This is a genomic window from Sinorhizobium sp. FG01 (assembly GCF_002531875.1).
In the GTDB taxonomy this organism is placed as follows: Bacteria; Pseudomonadota; Alphaproteobacteria; order Rhizobiales; family Rhizobiaceae; genus Sinorhizobium; species Sinorhizobium fredii_C.
In genome coordinates this window covers 26,630-48,139 of record NZ_NWTB01000016.1, presented here as the reverse complement: position 1 = coordinate 48,139, position 21,510 = coordinate 26,630, and the positions used below count along the sequence as shown (strand labels likewise).

The following is a 21,510-nucleotide window of genomic DNA, read 5'->3' as shown; positions in this document are numbered from 1 at the left end:
AGATGACCGGCCGGAAACAATAGCTGCTCGGCTTGCTCAAGGTGGGATTATGAAAACACCGCGGAAATTCCTGGCCCAACTGACGTCGCGGCGACCGTCGGCGAACGCGCAACAGAGTTCGATCGGGAATAGCGCCGATTCCAAGGCTTTGGAGAGCGAAGCGGAGCATACGCCCGCACTGCGGCTGAGTTTGAGGGTCGCTGCCAGCCCACCTGCTCCTGATGAGGAGGTCTCGATTGATCACGCGTCGATGGCATCGGAGGATAAGGCGAAAGGCGATGACGATGTCGCGCAGGCGCCAAAACAGGCGATTGTTGCTGAAGCGGCTCAAACAACTGCGCGTCATCAGGTCGACCATTCAGGTGCCGAAGCGAATTCATTGGTTCCCAGAAGCGCGGCAAGCACAAAGTCGCATGGCAAACCGCGGGTCAAGCGTCGAGAACGTGGTAGGAGCGCCAACGGCGAGTCGACTTCGCAGAGCGCTGTCGCCCCAAAGTCCCATCAAAGCTTGCAGGCCTCGTCTTCACGTGACTTGTTCTTCCATGGGATTGTGAATGACCTCACTGAGAAGTCGATCCGAAAAGCTTCGATCCGCAGCCTTTGGAACGAGGTGCCTCAGTGATCAAGAGTGAGATACTTGAGCGCCTCTCTCGCACAGACGGCCTTCGCCTCGGGATAGAACCCTTGCTTGATGACAAGCAGATCGGAGAGATGACTGTCGATCTGAGGCTCGGATACGATTTTCTCGTCTCGATTGTCACCCGGCGGCCCTATATTGTGCGGCCCGCGACGATGAGCGCTTCAGACCGATATCCACCTATTTTCAACCCACACGGCGAGAACTCGGTGAACGCTTCATTCTGTATCCGGACCAAGTCGTGCTGACGACGACGTTGGAATACATCGCGTTGCCCAGCGATTGCTATGCGGATGTCCTGACCAGGAGCAGCTACACCCGTCTCGGTATCTCGGTGAGCACAATGGTCCAGCCCGGATTCCGGGGGTGCTTTTCGATCAAGCTATTCAATCACGGCAACAATCCGATCGAGCTCGTCGTCGGTGCGAAGATGTTTCAAATGCGCCTCACGAAGCTAGCGGATGGCCTGAGCTACGGCGGATTAGACAGAAAATACTTCGGAAATGTGAGGCCGACTCCGTCGCGCGCGGCAGACGATGACGACGTCCAAAAGCTCAAAGCGATCTCCGAGAGGCAACGACATGTCCCGAGCGAACCGGAAACGCTGATGTCAGCTGAAAAAAAGATGCAACTTCAGACTCGATAGTATGTGGTCGCCGACGGCAACCTCGGCTAGCTTGACCGCAATTCGCTTGCATGCCTGTGCAAACTGGGTTGAAGGCAGGCGCGGGACAGCAGATTTGGAAGAGTAGATGAGCGCGCCCAATGACCTTCAAACCGGCGGCGTTGATTCAGGCTATGCTTGGCTGCGGCTGGTGCTCACGCTTGTTCTCGGTACTGTTGCCTGCGTCGGCAACTGGTCTGTCGTGGTGGTGCTGCCGACCCTCCAACTCGAATTCGACACACTGCGCGGCGGCGCATCCTTGCCCTATACCTCCACGATGCTGGGCTTCGCCTTGGGCGGCGTGGCAATGGGGCGGCTGGCCGACCGGGCAGGCATCGTGGCGCCTGTGCTGATCGGCGCGGCTCTGCTGGGTGTCGGCTATGTGGCTGCGGCCTTCGCCAGCAACATCTTGCAGTTCACCGCGATTTCCGCCGTGATCGGCCTCGGCTCCGCCGCCGGCTTCTCGCCGTTGATCTCCGACCTTTCCCACTGGTTCCGCAAGCGGCGAGCGCTCGCCGTCACCTTTGCCGCCTCGGGCAGCTATCTTTCCGGTGCGGTGTGGCCACTTGTCATCGAGCATTTCCAGACGACGCAGGGCTGGCGCGCCACCCATATCGGCATCGGGCTGTTCGTCCCCCTAGTGATGGTGCCGATCGGCCTTTTGCTGAGGCGGCGCCTGGAGACCGCCGCCTTAGCGGAGGCGGAGGCTGCGACCGAAGCGGCGCGCAACGAACTCGGCCTAAAACCGAACGTACTGCAGAGCATTCTTGTCGTCGCGGGTTTTGCCTGCTGCATGGCGATGTCGATGCCGCAGGTCCATCTCGTCGCCTATTGCGGCGATCTCGGTTATGGTGTCGCCGTCGGCACGCAGATCGTTTCGCTAATGCTTGGCCTCGGTGTCGTCAGCCGTCTCGTCTCCGGCGTGGTCGCGGACCGGATCGGGGCTGGCCCTATGCTCATCCTCGGCTCCTCCATGCAAGCCGTGGCGCTGCTTCTCTATATGTTCTTCGACAGCCAATCCTCGCTGTATGTGATCTCCGGGCTGTTCGGGCTGTTCCAGGGTGGCATCGTGCCGATGTATGCGGTGATCATTCGCCAGTTCCTCCCGCCACGCGAGGCAGGAATCCGCATCAGCCTGGTGCTGATGGCGACGGTGCTCGGCATGGCCTGCGGAGGTCTTGCCGCTGGCTACATCTTCGACGCGACCGGATCCTACCGCTTGGCCTTCCTGCATGGCTTCCTGTGGAATGTCGTGAACCTCGCACTAGTGAGCGGGCTGATCCTTTGGCCGAAGTTGCGGCAGCGAAGGCGGTTAGCGACAGCGTCGTAAACGTTAGCAACGTCGAAAGGGGTCCAAATCGCCCTTGCGTCTCATGACGGAGATTTTCAATCACTTAGGTGATCCGCTTGACATGCCGTTGGTTCGAATCCCTTCAAGGCGACGGATGCACAGTCGGCTCCCGAAGGGGCATCGCATCGATCGTCTCGGAAGGGTCGTGAGCGGAAGTCCGACCCTAAGGCCCCAAATGGCCGCTTTACTGAAAAGGCTGACTTCGGCGAAATCTCAACTGAACTATTGTACATCTGAAAGCCAAGCCACAAGTCGGTAGACCGATCGTCTCGATATCGAGAGCACCCCGACATAGGCCCGAAAGCCACGCTTACACGTAATTTCCTCCCTGTACTCATCGTCCGTCCCATTTCCGCTCGATCTTGCCTCGGCCGCGACCGCACCCATCTTTGTGGGGTTTTCGCTCGTGCGCCGTTCCCCACGCTCCGTGACCGTCCCTTGATGATGTCTGGAGAGAGGGTGCCGTGATCGGAACCCAATCCGTTCTCGCGAGTTGAGAGGCAGCCTGCAATACACCTTTTGGGAGGATGCACAATGATATCTATCCGCAAGAATTATCTCCTCAGCGCCCTCGCGGTAATCGCCATCATGGCCGGGAGCCCCGTTTTTGCTGAGACATTGAAATTCACGGCTAATCTGCAAGGATCGAGTGAGGTGCCGTCTAACGACAGCGCCGCCAAGGGTACGGGCGACATTACCCTGGACACAGCCACCAAAAAGCTCACCTGGACTGTGACCTCCAGCGGCCTGACCGGGCAACCCACGGCCGCGCATTTTCATGGTCCGGCCGGTGTGGGCGAGAATGCCGGCCCGGTGGTCGACATCTCCAAAGCCATTGCCTCCGGATCTGCCGAAATCACGGACGCGCACGTAGCGGATCTGCAGGCCGGAAAGTGGTATCTCAACATCCATACCGAAAAATTCCCGGATGGAGAGATCCGCGGGCAAGTGGAAAAAGCACAATAGTTCGAGCGCCTGTGGGGGCGCAAGTCGCGTCCTCCAAATCGGGAGACCCCGCATGGGCAGTGCAAAGGACAAAGTGGCCGGCAAGGCCAATGAGCTCGCTGGTAAGGCCAAGAAGGCCGCGGGCAAAGCAACCGGCAACGGCTCGCTCCGCGCCAAGGGGGCGGCGCAAGAGGCAAAGGGCGGTGCCCAGCAAGCCAAGGGAAAGCTAAAGGACGCAGTTAAAAACGCTGTCGACAAGACCTAAAGCATTCAAGCGCTGTTGATGCGAACCTGTTCCGGTGCCTGACGGAACAGGTTTCTAATATCGTCGTCCTCGCATCAGCGGCGGCTTTGCGTCACCGGAAGAGGCGGAAACCCTGCAACTGACGCTCGGAACGCCGGTGTTTCGAATAAACGCGCTCAACAGCGACGGCGCCAACAATACGGCCGCGAGCGCAGACCGTAAAACCACAAACTGAGAGAATCAGCTATAGCACTCGGACGTTCTCAGCTCGCGATTTGCCGCTTGAAGTACAGGCGGTGGTGGAACCGCTGTCGTCGGGTTCTAAAGGGTTCCTTCCGACGGCATGTTGAGAGCAACTACTATGCATCTTTGGGCCCCATTTCTGCTCCGGATCGACTTCCAGCACAACGATTTAGCGTGAACCTCCGTCCAAATTCGTCGCGCCGCTCAGCGATGAACGTTTCTGTGTCGTCCTCGGCCAGCAGACGCTCGTCTGCAGCCATATCGCTTTCCCGAAGGGCTGAGATGAGTTTCTCATGGAAGCTCAATCTCCACCATCCACCACGTGGTTGAGGCCGGGCCTTCCGCCGTCAGCGACATTCCGATCTTCCGCTTCTTGCCGTCGTTCTGCCATTCTTGCTAAATTAGCCGTTTCTCCAGCTTAGTGGAGGGATTGCTATGTTTACCAAGTTCACACTAGTCGCCGTGATCCTAAGCTATCCTGGCTCCGCTATTGCAGCGTGCGATTCCGACGAGAATTGCTCTAGATGCCTCATTTCCGCGTTTGGAAGCTGCCAACTGACCTATGAGGCTGTGCGGCCCATCGTTGATGCCTATCGCTCTTCTCTCGCGCACCAGGCAACTGGTCGGTGGCAATCTCTTCCTTCCGAGTTTTCTGATCAGATCCGTGGCAAATTTCCCAGCATAGACCTCGATCATGTACGCTACGCTACAAATATCTTTACGGTTCATGGCCAAGCTATAACTATTGGATACCAGATCTATTTCCCCCACGAAATTGATCTGAGAGAACCGGATGGAAAGAGGCTTATGTATCACGAGTTGCAACACGTGGTACAATACGAGGATCGAGGCGGTGTAGAGCCATTTCTCGTAGAGTACATCGCGAAGGCGATAGGCAAGATAGTGCAGAAACGCAGTTTTAATGTTCACGACGACATCGATCTGGAAGCAGAGGCAAACAAAAAGGCGGACAGTGTGCACTCTGGTGGCTCAGCCTCAAACCTCTGAGGGTATCGATGGTGACAACGACCATGCCGACGCCAATTTGGTTTCAAGCCGAAAGGTCCTTGCCCGAAGATAGCGACGGTATCTTCGCCAGGAAGTGAGACAGGGTTCAATGCGGCCCATGAGGCCCCCGACGCCGCAGGAAATTGCTGCTTACTTCTGAAAGGAAAACTCACGCCGCTTGATCTCACTGTGACGGATTTGTAACCGTCGAGTGCAGCTTGGCGCGATGTAGAGCCAGCATCTCGGGCTCGGCGTCATCCATGATGGGGCACCTTCAGCCGTATCTGATCGGCGACGGCGCGTCATTGTGGCTGGCGTTATTGCGATCGAGCGCTGGTCGTCTTCGCAAATTGATGCTTGCCAACTAACGCGATTCGGGGAAATCTCCGCCGGCCCGGGAGACGACCATGGCCGAGACTATTCACACGCCCGAACAGGCAAGCCGCCGCGAGTGGGTTGGCCTGGGCGTTTTGTCGATCGCATGCCTGATTTACTCGATGGACCTGTCGGTTCTGTTCCTCGCCGTGCCGGCGATCGTCGCGGACCTCGATCCGTCCGCATCGCAACTGCTCTGGATAAACGACATCTATGGCTTCATGGTCGCTGGCTTTCTCGTGACCATGGGAACCCTGGGAGATCGGATCGGCCGTCGGCGGGTCTTGCTGATGGGCGCCTTTGGGTTCGGCGTCGCATCTGCCTTCGCCGCGTTCGCAAACACCGCGGGGCAACTCATTCTGGCAAGGGCTCTGCTTGGTATCGCCGGTGCGACGATCGCGCCGTCCACGCTGTCGCTCATCGTCAATCTCTTCAAAAACGAGGCGGAGCGAAACAGGGCGATCAGCATCTGGGGCACGGCCTTTGCTCTGGGTGGCCTTGTCGGCCCCCTCATCGGCGGAATTCTGCTACAGTACTTCCACTGGGGATCCGTGTTTCTGATCAACGTACCGGTCATGCTCTTGCTTCTGGCCGTCGCCCCGTTTCTGTTGCCGGAATACAGGAATAACGATGCTGGCCGATTGGACCTGCTGAGTGTGGTGCTTTCGCTCGCGACAGTTCTGCCGATCATCTACGGCGTCAAGCATATGGCTGCCGACGGCTTTCAGTTTGCCCAACTCGTACATGTCGGACTGGGGCTTCTGGTGGGCCTTCTGTTTGTTCGGCGCCAGCGGCGCCTCAGCGACCCGTTGGTCGACCTCGCCCTCTTCCGGGTGCCAGCCTTCACGGCATCGCTGATGGTAAACCTCGCCGGTGTTTTCTTCGTGTTTGGCGTCTTTCTGTTTCAGAACCTCTTCCTCCAGCTTGTGCTCAGTCTGTCACCATTAGAGGCTGCACTTTGGTCTGCGCCATCGGCCTTCGTCTTCGCAGTCATGTCCTTTCAAGCCTACCGTTTCACCAACCGCTTCGGACCCGTCAGAACCGTGCTCGGCGGGCTGTTGATCAATGCAGCGGGAGCCGCCGCTATGGCTGTAGCCGCTTACGCCGAGAGCTTGATAGGCATCCTTGGCTCCAGCATGATCATCGGCTTCGGCTTCGTCCCCGTCATTCTCACCACGACCGGCTTGATCGTGGGGACTGCACCGCCCGAACGGGCAGGCTCGGCTTCGGCCATATCGGAGACGAGCGCAGAATTTGGAGGCGCATTGGGAATCGCGGTGCTGGGCAGTTTGGCAACCTTGATCTATCGTATGGCGATGAACGGCGCCGACCTGAGCAGCCTCAATCCCGTGCAAGCCGAGGTCGTTTCTGCGACGCTTGCCGGGGCGGTCGAAACAGCTCAGTCAATGCCAAGTTCAGCTTCAGCTGTCTGGCTGGAGACAGCGAAGAGCGGCTTCTCACTTGGTTTTGCCACATGCTGCGTTGTTGCAACGGTGACGCTCCTTCTTCTCGCAATCATCGCACGGCGGGTATATGCCACAGCCCACATCGATGAGAGCACTTTGTCCCCTCATTGAGGCTCGCGCGTCCCCAACCGATCTATGCGAATGCTCTGACACGCTCTTGATCACTTGCGGCACTCATTCAAGTCACGCAGGTTCGGGTCGCCGAAGTTCGTCGTTGACGAACGATGTTCTCGTTCGGTGCTTAAAAGATCGCATAATGCATCGTCTGGAACGCTCTAGGCTGCAGGGCACATGCCGCTGGCCCGCAACCTGAATACGGCCCCTTTGCGATGGAGATAGCCGCTACGCTGAAAGGGCGAGCAGCATCTTGGACATTCTCATTTCCGCACTATCTGCATAGCAGGTGCGCACGTGATCCTGTGCTTTGCGTCATCAGCAAGGAAGTCTCATGTCCATCTGGAAGCGGAACAACGTGATCGTTCGTGGCGGCGGTGAGCGGGCTATGGTGTTTGCTCACGGCTTTGGCTGTGACCAGAACATGTGGCGTTTCGTCACGCCTGCCTTCGAGCAGGATTTTAAAGTGGTCCTATTCGACCATGTCGGCTGCGGTCAGTCCGATCTTAAGGCCTACGATCCAGCGAAGTACTCGGATCTTTCGGGCTATGCCGACGATGTTGTCGAAATTGGCCGCGAGCTGAACGTCGTCCGGGGCATTTTCGTTGGTCACTCAGTTAGCGCGATGATCGGCGCTCTCGCATGGCTGAAGGCTCCGGAACTCTTCGAATCTTTGGTCATGATTGGGCCATCACCGCGCTATATCGATGATGGTGATTACGTCGGAGGCTTTTCGAAGGAACAGATTGAAGAACTGCTTGAGTTCCTGGATGACAATCACATGGGCTGGTCGGCGGCGATGGGTCCGCTGATCATGGGCAATCCCGACCGTCCGGAACTATCAGAAGAATTGGTCAATAGCTTTTGCAGCACCGATCCCGAGATAGCAAAGGCATTTGCTCGCGTTACGTTCACCTCTGACAACAGGGCCGACCTTCCCAATGTCATGGCGAGAACGTTAGTAATCCAATGTAAGGAGGACGTCATTGCTCAACGGCGCGTTGGCGAGTACGTTAGGGATATTCTGCCGAAGGCGGAGATTGTCGTCATAGACGCGACAGGTCATTGCCCCAATCTCAGTGCACCGGACATGGTCATCAGGGCAATTACGGATTTTGTGTGATCGGGAAGACAGAGGCGAGAAAGACGCGCTCATGGAGGACTTAGAAGACCTCTATGAGAATGCTCCGTGCGGCTATCTTTCCTTAGGGGCTGACGGCATCATCATCAAGGTAAACCAGACTCTGTGCCGCTGGTTGGACGCCAACAGCCACGATCTACTCGGCGAGCGCTTTTATGACCTGCTCAGCGTCCCCGGCAAGATCTTTTACGAGACCCATTTCGCTCCACTTTTGCGTATGCAGGGTTTTTTCAACGAAGTGGCTCTTGATCTGGTCAGCCCTGGCGGGAAGCAAATCCCGGTCCTCGTGAATGCCCTCGAACGCCAGGCACCGGACGGAAGCCTTCTGTTTACCCGCGTGACACTGTTCCAAGCTTCGGAGCGGCGTCGGTACGAGCGAGAGCTGCTGGACGCTCGCAATGCGGCTGATAGAGCGAAGCGAGAGTTAGAGCGTCTTAACAGCGGTTTGGAAACGCAACTCGCTGAAGGCGTTACGCAGCTCTTGCAGTTGCAGCGGGGTCTCATTGCCGAGCAGGAGATTGCTCGGCTCCGGGAGCAGTTCGTAGCGATACTCGGCCACGACCTCAGAAATCCCCTGTCATCAATTGTCGCCGGTCTTAACATCCTTTCTAAGGAGCCGCAGAGCGAAAGGGCGCGCCGGGTGCTTGCGCTGATGAGCAACAGCACTGCCCGTATGTTCAGGTTGATCCACGACATGCTGGACTTTGCTCGGTTGAAGAGTGGTGCAGGTATCGCTGTGCAAATCCAGCGTTGCGATCTTTGTCCAGCCCTGGAGCAGGTCATTGAGGAACTTCGGAATGCCTACCCGGGCCGAATGATTGAGAGCTGCCTCTCGTTGCCGGAGCATGTCTATTGCGATAGCGAAAGAATTGCTCAAGTCGTTTCTAACCTTCTTGCAAATGCCCTGAGCCACGGTGCCAAGGACGCGCCCATTCGAGTCGATGCAGCGGTATCGGGAGAAGATCTTACGATTTCTGTCGTCAATAAGGGCCAACCGGTCCGTCAGGACATAAAGGAGCGGCTTTTCCAACCGTTTTTCCGAGGGCAGACCGGAACTCAAGGACTTGGGTTGGGGCTTTATATCTCCCGCGAGATTATCAGTAGCCATAGAGGCAGCTTGGATGTCACGTCCAATCCGAATGAGACGCGATTCTTTTTCAATATTCCCATAAAGCCTGAGGCCTTGTGATCGGCCTCCAGGCGTCCTCATCAGCAATGCTTGCGGTTTGAGGGCAAGAGCGAGCTAATCGCCTCAGCCGCAGTCCCCCGCTCTTCCCCGCGGTCGAGGCTCATGGCTCTCTCTTTTGAGATGGGCTCTTCAGCTGCAATCCGCCTGTGCGCGAATTCACCGAGTTGCCGGAGCGGCCGGTCGAAATCTGGGTTGTGCAGATCAACCCGCAGCAGCGTGAATTCGAGCCGCGGTCAAGGCCGGAGATTTCGACCGCCGGAACGACTGTCTGGCAATCCGGCGCTCGGTCAGGAATTGTACTTTATTACGAAAATTAATGAGCTTCTCGCTTCTCGTCGAATCCCTCGGCGAACTTTACAAACCTATCAAGATCCGAGTCGTCGAACTCGAGGGTGACCTGGACTATGCCTCAAAGCTGGACCGCTCCAGCGCGACGATCCAGCGCCTGCTTCGAGACGGCCAGGAACGCGCAGAATGGTCTTTCGACAGTCGATCTTTGTGGCCACGCTAGGAAGCAACGAGGGGCGGAATAGCACCGTCGAGAGACACGGCTCATCACCGGCAGACATGTGAGGTGGCGTCGTCTTCATGAGTGGGCTTGGCGTCGTCTGGAACAGGGACGGTCGCTGCTCGGGGTCATGGCCGGCACCTGCTTCCTGGCCCGCGGCGGTTATACTAGGTCTGCTGAAATGTTATAACTGCCGGTGATTTGCGATATTTCAAAAGAGATGGAGGCTGCCCCGCTTGGGCCTTGAACGGGTTCCGGATCGCGCAGCCACGGCCGTCGAGCGGCAGCATCTTTGCCGTTGCCGGGCCACATTTAGTCCGGGCAATCCGGTTCGCCGGGTTCGCAGACACGTCGCTGCGGTCTGCGGCGGTCATTGTCACCACCCCTGCGGTCACGATTGTCGTCGCCGCGGCGGATGACGCGATCGCCATCATTGCCCCCACGCTCGAAGTTCCGACGGTTGCGATCGCCGCCGCGCAGATCACGGTCAACGTCCGGCTGCCTGTCGACATCAGGCCTGCGGTTGGGGGCGCGATCGAAATCCGGAAGGCGCTCCGGGCGATCGTCGAGGTCCCGGCGTCTTTCGCGGGGACGACTCAAATCGGGCCTTCGCTGCAATCTCTCGTCGAATTCCGCGGGCGGAGCTGGCCTTGGTTCGAATTCAGGTCTGCGGCTGGGCGATGGTTGCGCACGGCGATCCGGGCCGCGATAGAAGTCCCGTCCGCGGCGCCAGCGATCGCGGTCGCGGTAAAAGTCGCGGTCGCGGTAGTGACGATCCCAATAGCTGCCGAAGCTGAAGACAACGACGGGAATACCGAGCCGGCGATAATATTGAGGCCCGACATAAACGCGGCGCTGTTCATAAAGCGCCTGAATATATCGGCCGTGCACCCAGCCACGGCCGTCGTAGAACTCCACGTCGCACCATGGCACGTCGGCAAGACAACCGTAGATTTCGATGGATTCGCCGGCCGGAATCACAGTGATCGCCGGGTATGCGGTGCTTGGGCCGGCGCGCATGTTGACGTTGGTCGTCGCGAAGCCTTCTGCCGCCTGAGCGATCGCCGGAGTCAGCAAGAGCATACCGGTCGCAGCAATCTTCAAAAGGGCGCGTTTCACTTTTTCAACTCCCAGGGAGGCAGGCATCATCCTCGCAACCGGTATCTGGTTTTTTGTCCGGCTCGGGGGCATAGTTGGAGTGCCTGCAAGCTTTTGTTAGAACCTCCATCGTCTTGTCTTTCAATGGTTTATAGCGCGTTTTGCATGAACGCAGCTTGAACGGAAGAGGCTGCGCTATAGACCCTGAGAAGTGCCGGAGCGGTTTATCCGGCTGGCGTTGGGGGCCCCGGGCAGACTGTACGCACAGGCTCTCCGAAATATTTCAGCAGTAGCGAAAAGGACCTCTCGCCGGATGCGATGATAGGCGCCCACGAACCGGTCGCCTTCCCTGAAGAGCGCCTCACGTGGAAAGTGACGGTCTCCGCCGCCCATAAGGGCGACGGAACTGCCGGCATCGGCGGCGCCATTTCCTTTGAAGCTGGTGCTCATACGGTCTGGTACACGCATCTGCTTGGCCACAGTTCCTGGGGCTTTTTTGCCTTCTGTTTGTCGCGCCGCTCCATGGGTTGGCCCCGATGTGAAATCCATGCCCAGCCAGTGCCTCCTCGTTCCTCGACGGCGGCATTCCGGCAATGCCTCGCAATGTCGCAAGGTTTGAATGACAGTCCAGGAAGCCCGTCGTCGTTTCCTAGGCCATGCTTGATCAAATGCGTCCACACGGCCTAAGACGGCTAGTAATCTAGCCGGCAGAACAAAAGCCTTGCCTCCGTCAATCTCGATTAACGGGCCACATTCCGTCCCGGCGGTGACTGAAAATCGTTTACATTCTCGCGCGTTGGGGTCAGTCAAACTGCAGAGCCCTATCCGTGGCATAAACCAACGAAGCCCTTCTAAGGAGGCTATTGTCCGAGATCCTGACCCAGCATTCAGGCGACGCGCGGGGTCATCGAGCACGTGCGGACGAAAATTCTTTTCATATCCCACTTGCGAAGCGCAGAAATGGGCATACTATCTTTGTCATCCATTATAACGATACAGCGTCCAATATAATGGACATCGGTCGTGCACGACTGCAATCTCAACAAGGGGAACGACGCCATGAAATTCCAAGCTTTGCGCATTCTGTCCTGCCGTCGTACGCTGCTCGTAGGCGCAGCGACTGTCGCTCTCGTCCTTGCCGCCGGTGCCAGCCCGGCCGCCGCGGCGGCAAACTGCATCAAGGGTGACCGCAAGGCGCCATACACGGTCGGGTGGGCAAACATCTATTCCGTCCCGACCTGGATGAAGCAGACCGAGGGCACCATCACAGCCGAGGTCGAAGAGCTGAAGAAATCCGGTCTCGTGAAAGACCTGATGATCACCGACGCGCAGGGCAATGCCCAGACGCAGATCCAGCAGATCCAGTCGATGATCGACGCCAATGTCGATGCCATCATCGTTATCGCCGGTTCGTCGAGCGCCCTTGACCGCGTCATTTCCGACGCCTGCGACAAGGGCATCGCCGTCGTGAACTTCGACAGTCTTGTCGATACCGATAAGGTCACCGCCAAGATCAACACCGACTCGAACGAATGGGGTGCCACCGCTGCGAAGTGGATGGTCGATCAGCTGGGCGGCAAGGGCAAGATAATCATCATGAACGGCCCGGCCGGGATTTCCGTCAGCGACGACCGCCGCAAGGGAGCACAGCCGGTGCTCGATGCCAATCCCGGTCTCGAAATCATCACCGAAACCAACACCGAATATAACGCCGCTCCGGCGCAGGAGGCGATGACCAGCCTGCTCTTCGCAAATGCCGAGATCGATGGCGTTCTCTCGCTCGGCGGCGCTCTTTCGGCAGGCGCCGTGATGGCCTTCGATCGCCAGGGGCGCGGACAGGTGCCAACGACCGGTGAGAACGCGCGGCAGTTCCTGGAACTCTGGAAGGAAAAAGGCCTGAAGGGCTGGGCGACGATGCAGCCGAACTGGCTGGGGGCGCTTGCGGTCTATACGGCTGTTCAGGCCTTGGAAGGCAAGGACGTTCCAGCCTTCGTGAAGGTGCCGCTGCCGGTTATTGACGACAGCACTATCGACACCTACCTCGCCCGCGCGGGACAGTTCCCGGCCGATGGCTATATCTATTCCGATTACGACAAAGCCCTCTTCGACAAGCTGCTGGCGCACTAATCTCACGAAGCTTGGCTGACCGTCATGATGAAGACGCTGCCCCTGCTGGAAGCCCGGCACGTGTTCAAGGGGTTTTTCGGCAATCCGGTTCTCAAGGGGGTCGATATCGCCCTTGAGCCCGGCCGGGTGCATGCGCTGCTCGGCGAGAACGGTGCTGGAAAATCGACGCTGATCAACTTGCTGTCCGGCGCCTTGCAGCCGGACAGCGGGGAGATCCGCGTCAATGGCGTGCCCGTGTCGCGTTTCCATCCAGCTGCGGCGCGCGCCGTGGGGATCGCTGTCGTGCAACAGGAGCTGAGCCTTACGGCGGAGCTCTCGATCGCCGAGAACATCGGGCTCGGAGCCTTTCCCCGGAGGCTTGGCCTCATCGATTATGTGGCGCTTTCCGCTCGCGCCAGCGAGGTGTGTGAACTCGTGGGGCTGACGGAATCGCTCGATACACCCGTCGGCGATCTGTCGCTGGGGCGGCGCCAGATGGTGGAGATCGCCAAGGCGCTCTTCCGCAAGCCACGCGTGCTGATCCTCGATGAGCCCACTTCATCTCTGTCCGCCCACGAGGCCGGCATCCTGTCGCGGCTGATCGAAAGGCTTCGCGATGCTGGCATCGCGCTGCTCTACATTTCGCATCGCCTGAACGAGGTGCAGGCGCTGTGCTCCCACGTCACTATTCTGAAGGATGGCGTGGTGACGGCGGATCAGCCCCTGGCCGGGATCGACGCCCAAGGCTTGGTTCGGCTGATGGTCGGCCGCGATGCGGGCGATCTTTTCCCGCAGTGGGAGCTGCCTCGACAGGGCGAGGAACTGATCCGTCTGCGCGGCTTCTCGTCCGGCCTGGCGCGTGACGTCGACTTCTCCGCCTCGGCCGGCGAAATCATCGGCATCGGCGGCCTTGTCGGCCAGGGGCAGGAGGACTTTCTCCTCGGCCTCTACGGCGCCATGGGCAGTTCCGCACGGGAAGCGGTTATCGTCGGGCGAAGCGGCCCCTTGAAAAGCGTCGAGGAAGCGAATGCGGCAGGACTGGCCTATGTCCCGGCGGACCGGAAAAGGGAAGGGCTCGTCCCGCCGCATTCGATCGCCTCGAACCTGCTGCTGCCATCCCTCGGGCGAATTGCGAAACACGGGCTCCGCGATCGCCGCGCAGAACGCAATCTCGTGGCTGGTCTCGTCAAACGCCTGAGGATCAAGGGGGAAACATCTCGACCGGTGCAGGCGCTTTCGGGCGGAAACCAGCAGAAGGTGGCACTCGCCAAATGGCTGCCGCTCGCCCCGTCCGTCCTGCTGCTGAACGATCCGACGCGCGGCGTCGATATCGAAACCAAGCGTGAGATCTACCACATGCTGAAATCCTTCGCGCGCGAAGGAAGGCTCATCATCCTTCTAAGTTCAGATACGCCCGAACTCGTTCACCTCTGCGATCGTGTCACCGTCTTTCGCGAGGGGCGTGCCGTCGCGACCTTGCCGCGCGGGCTGATTTCCGAAGAGGCGATCGTCGGCGCCGCCATGGGCGTCAACCCGAAGGGATCGGCGGCATGAACATTGCCTTCTCATCGCGGCAAAACCTCTTTTTCTCCGTGCAACGCCGGCGCAATCGCGGCTTGAACGGCCTCTACATTGTTGTAGGGCTCTTCCTTCTAGCCTATGCCATGCTCTTCCCCGGGCTTCTCGGGATCAGCGGTTTCTCCAAATTTACCCAGAATTGGTTTCCGCTAGCGCTCGTGACGATGGCGCAGGTCCTGCTCTTGCTGAATGGCGGCATCTCGCTCGCCATCGGGCCGCTCGTCAGTCTCGGCGCGGTGATCGCGGCTACGACCATGGGAGGTCCGCTCGGAACGATCGGAGGACTGTTCGCAGTCGCCGCGAGCGGCCTCCTCTCCGGTGCGCTGATCGGCGTAATTGTCACCCGTCTCCGGCTTCCGGCAATCATCGTCACGCTTGCCGGTTCGTTCATCATCGCCGGCGTCGCCTTGATCATCCTGCCACGCCCCGGCGGCTTCATCCCGGATTGGCTTTCAAATCTGCTCGCAGGCAACGTTCCCGTCGCGTTCGGTCTATTGGTGCTTCTGCTCGTCTGTTGGAAACTGTTCCTGGCGACGCCGCTCGGTCTCGGCATCTATGCCGTCGGCGACAATCCGGTCGGCGCCTTTCGCTCCGGTGTGCCGGTCGACAGGGTCAAGATCACGGCCTTTGCTCTCTCCGGCCTGCTGACGGCCTTGGCCGGGCTCTTCGTGGCGGCGCAAACCGGCTCCGGCGATCCTGTCATCGGCACCCCTTTCACATTGAATTCGATAGCCGGAGCCGTGCTCGGCGGCGTCGGGTTTCTCGGAGGGAAGGGGACGATGCGCGGCGCGATCTGCGGCAGCCTGCTCCTGTCGGTGATGATCAACGTCATGTTCTTCCTCGGATTTTCACCGGTCACGCAATATGTCGCCCAGGGGCTCATCATCCTTGCGGCCGTTGCCATTCCGGAACTGACCAGCCAATGGAGCAGAAAGCCGTGAGCATCCTCAAAACCGCGCTGCGCAACCCGCCGCTCCTGACCTTGTTGCTCGTCGCGCTTGTCTGGCTTGCGGCAAGTCTGACGCTGCGCGGTTTTGGCGCCTACGGTCACCTTCGCTACCTGCTGGAGCTTTCGGCGGTGATCGGAATCGTTGCGGCCGGTCAGACCCTAGTCATCCTCATGGGAGGCATAGATCTGTCGGTCGGCGCCATCATCACGGTTACTGCCATCCTTCTGCCGCTGCTCTCGCCGGCTGCCGACCCGACCGGCCTCTCGGGCCTGGCGATCGCGCTGGCGATCGCCACCGGCATCGGCTTCCTCAATGGCGCCGGCGCCGTCTACCTCCGGGTGCCGCCCATCATCATGACGATGGCCATGGCCACATTCCTGCAAGGCCTGCTGGTCATCGTCGCCGGGGGAAGCGCCGTTTCGGTGACGAACGCCGCCGTCCTGTGGCTTGGCCAGGCGCGTCCGCTCGGCGTGCCCTCGGGCGTGATGCTCTGGATCGCTGTTTCCGCGGTGGTGCTGATGATCATTCACCGAATGCCGCTCGGCGCGCGCCTGCTGGCGCTCGGCGCCAATCCGCTGGCAAGCCGTCTTTCCGGCATCAACGTTACCCGAAGCATGCTGGTTCTCTACGCCATGTCGGGATTCTTCGCTGGGCTCGCAGGCATTCTGATCCTCGGCATGAACAGACAGGGCTATGTCGGTATCGGCGAACCCTATCTGCTGACCTCGATCGCCGCCGTCGTCCTCGGCGGCACGTCGATCGTCGGGGGGCGCGGCACCTACGCGGGGACGATTCCCGGTGCGATACTGCTCGTAACCACCACGGCACTGATCACCGTTGTCAACGCTTCGCCGGCCTGGCGGTCAATCATGTTCGGGTCGCTGATCCTCGCCCTTTTGCTCATCTCCGGTCGCGAGGGGCGGCGATGAAGGGTGCCTATCGAGGGCCGGTCATCGACCCGCACCATCACCTGTGGGATCTGACGCTGCGGCGTCATTCCTGGCTGATGCGAGAGCTGCCAAGCGGAGAAGAAACCGGCAACCTTGCTTCGCTTCAGCACAACTACGGCGTGGCGGAATACCTTGCCGACACCGCGCGGCAAAACATCGTCGCGACGGTGCACGTGGAGGCCGGATGGTCGGACGACTTCCCGCTGGAGGAAACGCGCTGGCTAGACGGGATCGACAAGCGCTCGGGGGTGGCTCGGCGCTATGTCGCCCGAGTAGCACTCGACCGGCCGGATGCCGAGCAGCTACTCGAAATCGAAGCCGCCAATCCGAACGTCGTTGGCGTTCGCGACATTGTGAGCTGGCATCCGGATCCTGCGAAGAGCTTTGCCGCGCGGGACCGCCGCATGAGCGATCGCCGTTGGCGGGCGGGACTTGCCGAGGCGAGCCGCCTAGGCCTCAGCTTCGATCTGATGTTGTTTCCGTGGCAGATGGCCGAGGCAGTGCGTCTTGTCGCCGACTTTCCGCAAACCCGCTTCGTGCTCAACCATTGCGGCAGCCCCATCGATCGCAGCGAGGAGGGGATGGCGCTTTGGCGAAACGGTCTCCATGAGCTCGCGAGGGCGGAGAACGTCTCCGTCAAGATCTCCAATCTCTTGGCCTATGACCACGATTGGACGCTCGAGAGCCTACGACCGGTGGTCGAGTTCTGCATCGAGTGCTTCGGACCGTCGCGGTCGATGTTTGCGAGCGACTTCCCCGTGGCGGGAGCGCACGCGACGTTTGACGAGGTCTACGGCGTATTCCGCATGGTTGCCGCCTTGCACTCCCCAGAGGAGCAGCGCGCCCTTTTCTTCAGCACGGCGAACGACGCCTATCGCCTCGCCATTGACGACACCACGAAGGCGGAGGACCGCGGAAATGTCTGAGGACAGCCTCTCGAGACGCGGCCCCATGATCGATGACCGCATTCGCGGGTTTCCGGCTGGACATCTGGCCATGCCGCTGAACGACATCTGCATGACGGGTTGGAAACCTTACGACGGCAGAATGTCCCTTCCGCTGATCTCGCTGGATCGTGACGCCTTCCGCGACAATGTTGAACTGATGATGAGCTATGTGCGGGGCCATGGCATCGAAATCGCGCCCCATGCCAAGACGCCGATGTCGACGGCACTCGCCGCCGAACTGCTGGCTGCCGGTGCGTGGGGAACGACGGTCGCCGACATTCGCCAGGCATCGGTGATGCTGAAGGCCGGTTTTCGGCGGCTTATCCTGGCAAACGAGATCGGCGGCAGCGCCGCGGCGCGAAGGCTTGCGGCACTGCTTGCCGGATACCCGGAGGCGGAACTGCATGTCTTCGTCGATTCGGTGGAGTTGGTGACTGCACTTCACTCGACCTGGTCGGCACGACAGGATCTGCCCGCCTTGGGGCTTCTCGTGGAATTGGGCAGCGGCCGCGCCGGCGCACGGACGCTGGCGGCAGCCCTACAAATCGCCGAAGCCGTGATCGCTGCGGAAACACCTCGTTTTCGCCTTTCGGGTCTCGCCTGCTACGAAGGTGCTGCCGCGAGCGGCGACAGCATCGAAACTGCGAAGAAAATCGATGACCTGGTCGGGTCAATGGGCGCTCTCCTGGGCAAAGTCCGCGGACGCATCGGGCCGCAGCGTCCGCTGATCGTCACCGCCGGCGGCTCTCTCTACTTCGACATGGTAGTGAAACGGCTGAAGCCCGCCACCGTCGCGGACGGCAATTCGCTGCTCGTATTGCGCAGCGGGGCAATCTTCTTTCACGATCACGGGATCTACGAACGCGGGCTGAAGGCGCTCGACGACCGATCGGGGCTGGTGATCAACGGGCAGGTCAACTCCGCATCCTCTGGCTTTCGACCGGCGCTTCGCGTATGGGCCGAGGTCCTGTCCTGCCCCGAAGCGGCGATCGCCATCTGCGGCATGGGACTGCGCGATGTTGCTATGGACCAGGGTTTGCCGCGGCCGCTTTCGGTCTATCGGGGCGGGCGGAAGCTGCGCGATGCTGACGGCGCCGAAGTCGTCAAGCTCAACGATCAGCATGCCTTCCTCCGCCTGCCCGGCACTTGGCAGGCGGCGATCGGCGACGTCATAGAGTTCGGCATCTCCCACCCCTGCACGTGCCTGGACAGGCACATCATCGTCTACGGTCTCGATAGGGACCGCTCGGTGACGGCCGCCTATCTCACCAGCTTCGGCTGATCCCTTCGGACAAACAAAGAGGAAACACGAACCATGATCATGCGCTATCACAAAGAGGCCCGAATGAGCCAGGCGGTCAGCTATGCCGGTCTCGTCTACATCGCAGGGCAGGTCGCCGACAATCGCAAGGCAGGAATCGAGGAACAGACGCGTGACGTTCTCCGCAAGATCGACGGACTGTTGAAGGAGGCCGGTACCAACCGGTCAAAGCTGCTGACCGTGAACGTGTTTCTGCCAGCTATCGTCGATTTCGATGCGATGAACGCCGTCTACGATGACTGGGTCGACCTCGAAAACCCGCCGGCGCGGGCCTGCGTCGAGGCACGCCTCGCCGACGCGGATCTGCGCGTCGAAATGACGGCCCTCGCCGCGCTTTGAGGCCGAGATGCACACGGGCCTTGTCCACGCAATCGACTTTGAGGCGGAAGGCCGGCAGGAGGGGTTTCTCAGCATTCCTCATTCTGTCGATCGCTCGCCTTACTATCAGATCAAGATTCCCTACGTCCGCGTCAGAAACGGCGATGGCGCAAAATTGCTGCTGGTCGCCGGAAATCACGGCGACGAATATGAGGGCGAACTGCAACTCGGCAGGCTGATGCGACGCATCCAGCCGGGGAAGATTCGAGGCACGGTGACGATCCTGCCAACCCTCAACGTTCCGGCCGTGATGGCCGCCAGGCGATGCTCGCCTCTCGACGGCGGGAACCTCAATCGTGCATTTCCGGGAAGCCCGTCGGGAACGCCCACGGTGCGTCTTTCCCATTTCCTCGAGCATGATTTGTTTCCGCGCCACGACGTCGTGCTCGACCTCCATTCCGGCGGGACCTCGATGGCGCACCTGCCTTCCACGCTCATCGAGCGTCGGGATGATCAGGAGCGCTTGGAGCGCTCCATCCAACTGCTGAGCGCTATGGGGTCGAGCCATGCCTTCATCGCGGACAACGGCATGCAGACCCCGACTTCCATGGGGGCGGCCGGCCGGGCAGGGGTCATCGGCCTTTCCGGTGAGTTCGGTGGGGGCGGCGCGGTGACGCCACGGACGATGGCCTTCACCGCCAATGCGATCGACCGACTGATGCTAAAGCTCGGCATCATCGATGAACCGATGCTGTCCCGCCATCTCGAGGCGACGCTGCCATCTTTGCAATTGCTCTTCCTCTCCCGGCACAGCCAGGCCATCTACGCGACGCGACGCGGCTGGTTCGAGCCTGCGGTCTCCCTGGGCGAGAGCGTCGATGCAGGTGACCTGGCCGGTTGGTATCACGATCTCGAAAGAATCGATCTGCCGGAGGAGGAGCTGCGCTTCACCGAAGGCGGAGTCGTGATCTCGCATCGCCTGCACTGCGACAGCCAGTCCGGTGATTGCCTGATCCAGGTAGCCGATCCAATCGACCGGAGTCAAATTTGCTGATCAAGCCGAGGGCGGAGCCGTGCACCTTTCCATGTGGACCTATCCCTGGGACGTTCAGGATCAGGGGCTTGCGGGAACAATATCGGACCTGAGGGAGAGGGCGGGTCTCAACACCGTCAGCCTTGCGACCTCCTACCATGCCGGGCGCTTTCTCCAGCCGCGCAGCCCGTCGCAAAAGGCTTACTTCCCGGAAGACGGCACGGTCTATTTTCGACCGGACCGAACCCTGTGGAACGACAAGGAAATCCGGCCTCTGATGGCGCGCAACGTCGAGGAGCGCGGTGACATGCTGGCTGAGTTGATCGCCGACCGGGACCGAGGCGGGATGAAGGTCTCCTGCTGGACCGTCTGTCTGCACAACACCCGCCTCGGCATGCTTCATCCCGGGCATGTGACGCGCAACGCCTATGGCAACCCGAATTACTACAATCTCTGTCCCTCGAGCCCGGCGGCGCGCGACTATGTCGTAACCCTGGTCCGGGATATCAGCGTCAACTATCAACCGGACATGCTGGAAATCGAGAGCCCGAACTTCATGGGCTTCGCGCATGAATTTCATCACGAGAAAGACGGTGTGGGGTTGAACGAGGAGGACGATTTTCTCCTGTCGGTCTGCTTCTGCGAGCACTGCATCGCGCGAGCGGCACATGCGGGTGTCGATGCAGACGGCGCCCGGCAAACAGTCAGACGTTTCATCGCCGAGATGTGCGAGCGCGAGATTCCGGAGAAGCAGTTCATCGATTTCCCCGCCGCGGGCATCGACGCCTTCAGGCATCACAGGGCCCTTCACGACTTTCTGATGTGTCGCACCGAGCCGGTCACCTCTCTCATTCGCGAGATCAAAAATGCCGCACATCCCGGGACTAAGATAGTCCTGATCGATCTCAAGGACGGCTGGTTGGGCGGTGTGGATCTCGGCGCAGTCGGAAAAGTGTGTGATGGTGCGATCTTGTGTTGTTATTCCATGACGTCCGCCGCCATCGCGAGCGTGATCAGCAGCGGTCGCGCGTCACTGGGCGCAGAGAAATTCCTCGGCGTCGGACTTCGTGTGTTTTATCCGGAGGTGGCGTGGGCCGATGATCTTGCCGAACGGGCGAAAGCGGCGGTCGGTGCCGGCGCGGACGGGGTGAACTTCTACAACTACGGTCTGATTCCGGCCCGGCGGCTTGATTGGGTGCGCATTGCGAGCGCTGGTTTGTCGAAAGCTCCACATCGCTGAGTCCTCGGAAAATAATCGAACGATCACGTCCGGGCTGCTCGGCGATGACGGTGGCGCTCATGCCGCCGCTCGCCACCGAGTCTG

General features: G+C 59.9%; 19 protein-coding genes. 18 read left to right on the top strand and 1 reads right to left on the bottom strand.

Translation table 11 applies throughout. The features are described 5' to 3' along the window. Positions 1–49: 49 nt before the first annotated feature. The 9 genes from CO656_RS23620 to CO656_RS23580 all read left to right on the top strand — a co-directional run bounded on the left by CO656_RS23620 (position 50) and on the right by CO656_RS23580 (position 9,377). Positions 50–622 carry a hypothetical protein gene (locus CO656_RS23620; protein WP_144353230.1) on the top strand — a complete coding sequence of 191 codons (573 nt, stop codon included), beginning with the start codon at positions 50–52 and terminating at the stop codon, positions 620–622. A gap of 256 nt (positions 623–878) precedes the next feature. Then, positions 879–1,283 carry a hypothetical protein gene (locus CO656_RS30555; protein ID WP_202862273.1) on the top strand — a complete coding sequence of 135 codons (405 nt, stop codon included), beginning with the start codon at positions 879–881 and terminating at the stop codon, positions 1,281–1,283. A gap of 106 nt (positions 1,284–1,389) precedes the next feature. Continuing rightward, positions 1,390–2,631 (top strand): MFS transporter, encoded by a 1,242-nt coding sequence (locus CO656_RS23610; protein WP_097527329.1) that lies wholly within the window; start codon positions 1,390–1,392, stop codon positions 2,629–2,631. Between the two features lie 555 nt (positions 2,632–3,186). After that, a complete protein-coding gene (locus tag CO656_RS23605; protein ID WP_037421656.1) occupies positions 3,187–3,618 on the top strand; it encodes a CHRD domain-containing protein in 432 nt (143 codons plus the stop codon). Between the two features lie 52 nt (positions 3,619–3,670). Beyond that, positions 3,671–3,862, top strand: coding sequence for a CsbD family protein (locus tag CO656_RS23600; protein WP_097527328.1), 192 nt, complete (start codon positions 3,671–3,673; stop codon positions 3,860–3,862). A gap of 657 nt (positions 3,863–4,519) precedes the next feature. Beyond that, positions 4,520–5,092: a DUF4157 domain-containing protein gene (locus CO656_RS23595; protein WP_037421662.1), complete on the top strand. Its 573-nt coding sequence runs from the start codon at positions 4,520–4,522 to the stop codon at positions 5,090–5,092. Between the two features lie 407 nt (positions 5,093–5,499). Then, a complete protein-coding gene (locus tag CO656_RS23590; RefSeq protein WP_037421665.1) occupies positions 5,500–7,044 on the top strand; it encodes an MFS transporter in 1,545 nt (514 codons plus the stop codon). 337 nt (positions 7,045–7,381) lie between these two features. Continuing rightward, the gene (locus CO656_RS23585) at positions 7,382–8,170 is read left to right on the top strand and encodes an alpha/beta hydrolase (protein WP_097527327.1); all 789 of its coding nucleotides are present in this window, start codon (positions 7,382–7,384) and stop codon (positions 8,168–8,170) included. Between the two features lie 31 nt (positions 8,171–8,201). Continuing rightward, entirely contained in the window at positions 8,202–9,377 is a 1,176-nt protein-coding gene (locus CO656_RS23580) for a PAS domain-containing sensor histidine kinase (protein ID WP_097527326.1), read from the top strand. A gap of 820 nt (positions 9,378–10,197) precedes the next feature. On the opposite strand, the gene CO656_RS23570 is transcribed toward CO656_RS23580, so the two are convergent. Next, on the bottom strand, positions 10,198–11,004 hold the full coding sequence (locus CO656_RS23570; RefSeq protein WP_097527325.1) for an SH3 domain-containing protein: 807 nt from the start codon (positions 11,002–11,004) through the stop codon (positions 10,198–10,200). Between the two features lie 1,038 nt (positions 11,005–12,042). Between CO656_RS23570 and CO656_RS23565 the strand changes: the two genes are divergently transcribed. From CO656_RS23565 to CO656_RS23525, 9 genes are read left to right on the top strand one after another with little or no spacing between them, the layout of a single operon-like run. Continuing rightward, positions 12,043–13,110, top strand: a complete 1,068-nt coding sequence (locus CO656_RS23565; RefSeq protein ID WP_097527324.1) for an ABC transporter substrate-binding protein — start codon at positions 12,043–12,045, stop codon at positions 13,108–13,110. A gap of 24 nt (positions 13,111–13,134) precedes the next feature. Then, positions 13,135–14,643 carry a sugar ABC transporter ATP-binding protein gene (locus CO656_RS23560; protein ID WP_097527323.1) on the top strand — a complete coding sequence of 503 codons (1,509 nt, stop codon included), beginning with the start codon at positions 13,135–13,137 and terminating at the stop codon, positions 14,641–14,643. After that, the gene (locus tag CO656_RS23555; RefSeq protein ID WP_097527322.1) at positions 14,640–15,608 is read left to right on the top strand and encodes an ABC transporter permease; all 969 of its coding nucleotides are present in this window, start codon (positions 14,640–14,642) and stop codon (positions 15,606–15,608) included. Before CO656_RS23560 ends, CO656_RS23555 begins: the two co-directional genes overlap by 4 nt. Continuing rightward, on the top strand, positions 15,590–16,546 hold the full coding sequence (locus tag CO656_RS23550; RefSeq protein ID WP_179864831.1) for an ABC transporter permease: 957 nt from the start codon (positions 15,590–15,592) through the stop codon (positions 16,544–16,546). The genes CO656_RS23555 and CO656_RS23550 overlap by 19 nt, the downstream gene beginning before the upstream one ends. After that, positions 16,543–17,493 (top strand): amidohydrolase family protein, encoded by a 951-nt coding sequence (locus CO656_RS23545; RefSeq protein WP_097527321.1) that lies wholly within the window; start codon positions 16,543–16,545, stop codon positions 17,491–17,493. The genes CO656_RS23550 and CO656_RS23545 overlap by 4 nt, the downstream gene beginning before the upstream one ends. Then, positions 17,486–18,796 carry an alanine racemase gene (locus CO656_RS23540; protein ID WP_097527320.1) on the top strand — a complete coding sequence of 437 codons (1,311 nt, stop codon included), beginning with the start codon at positions 17,486–17,488 and terminating at the stop codon, positions 18,794–18,796. The genes CO656_RS23545 and CO656_RS23540 overlap by 8 nt, the downstream gene beginning before the upstream one ends. A gap of 33 nt (positions 18,797–18,829) precedes the next feature. After that, positions 18,830–19,174: a RidA family protein gene (locus CO656_RS23535; RefSeq protein ID WP_097527319.1), complete on the top strand. Its 345-nt coding sequence runs from the start codon at positions 18,830–18,832 to the stop codon at positions 19,172–19,174. A 7-nt stretch (positions 19,175–19,181) separates the two neighbouring features. After that, positions 19,182–20,207: a succinylglutamate desuccinylase/aspartoacylase family protein gene (locus CO656_RS23530; RefSeq protein WP_097527318.1), complete on the top strand. Its 1,026-nt coding sequence runs from the start codon at positions 19,182–19,184 to the stop codon at positions 20,205–20,207. A 19-nt stretch (positions 20,208–20,226) separates the two neighbouring features. Further along, on the top strand, positions 20,227–21,426 hold the full coding sequence (locus CO656_RS23525) for a hypothetical protein (RefSeq protein ID WP_097527317.1): 1,200 nt from the start codon (positions 20,227–20,229) through the stop codon (positions 21,424–21,426). Positions 21,427–21,510: the final 84 nt, after the last annotated feature.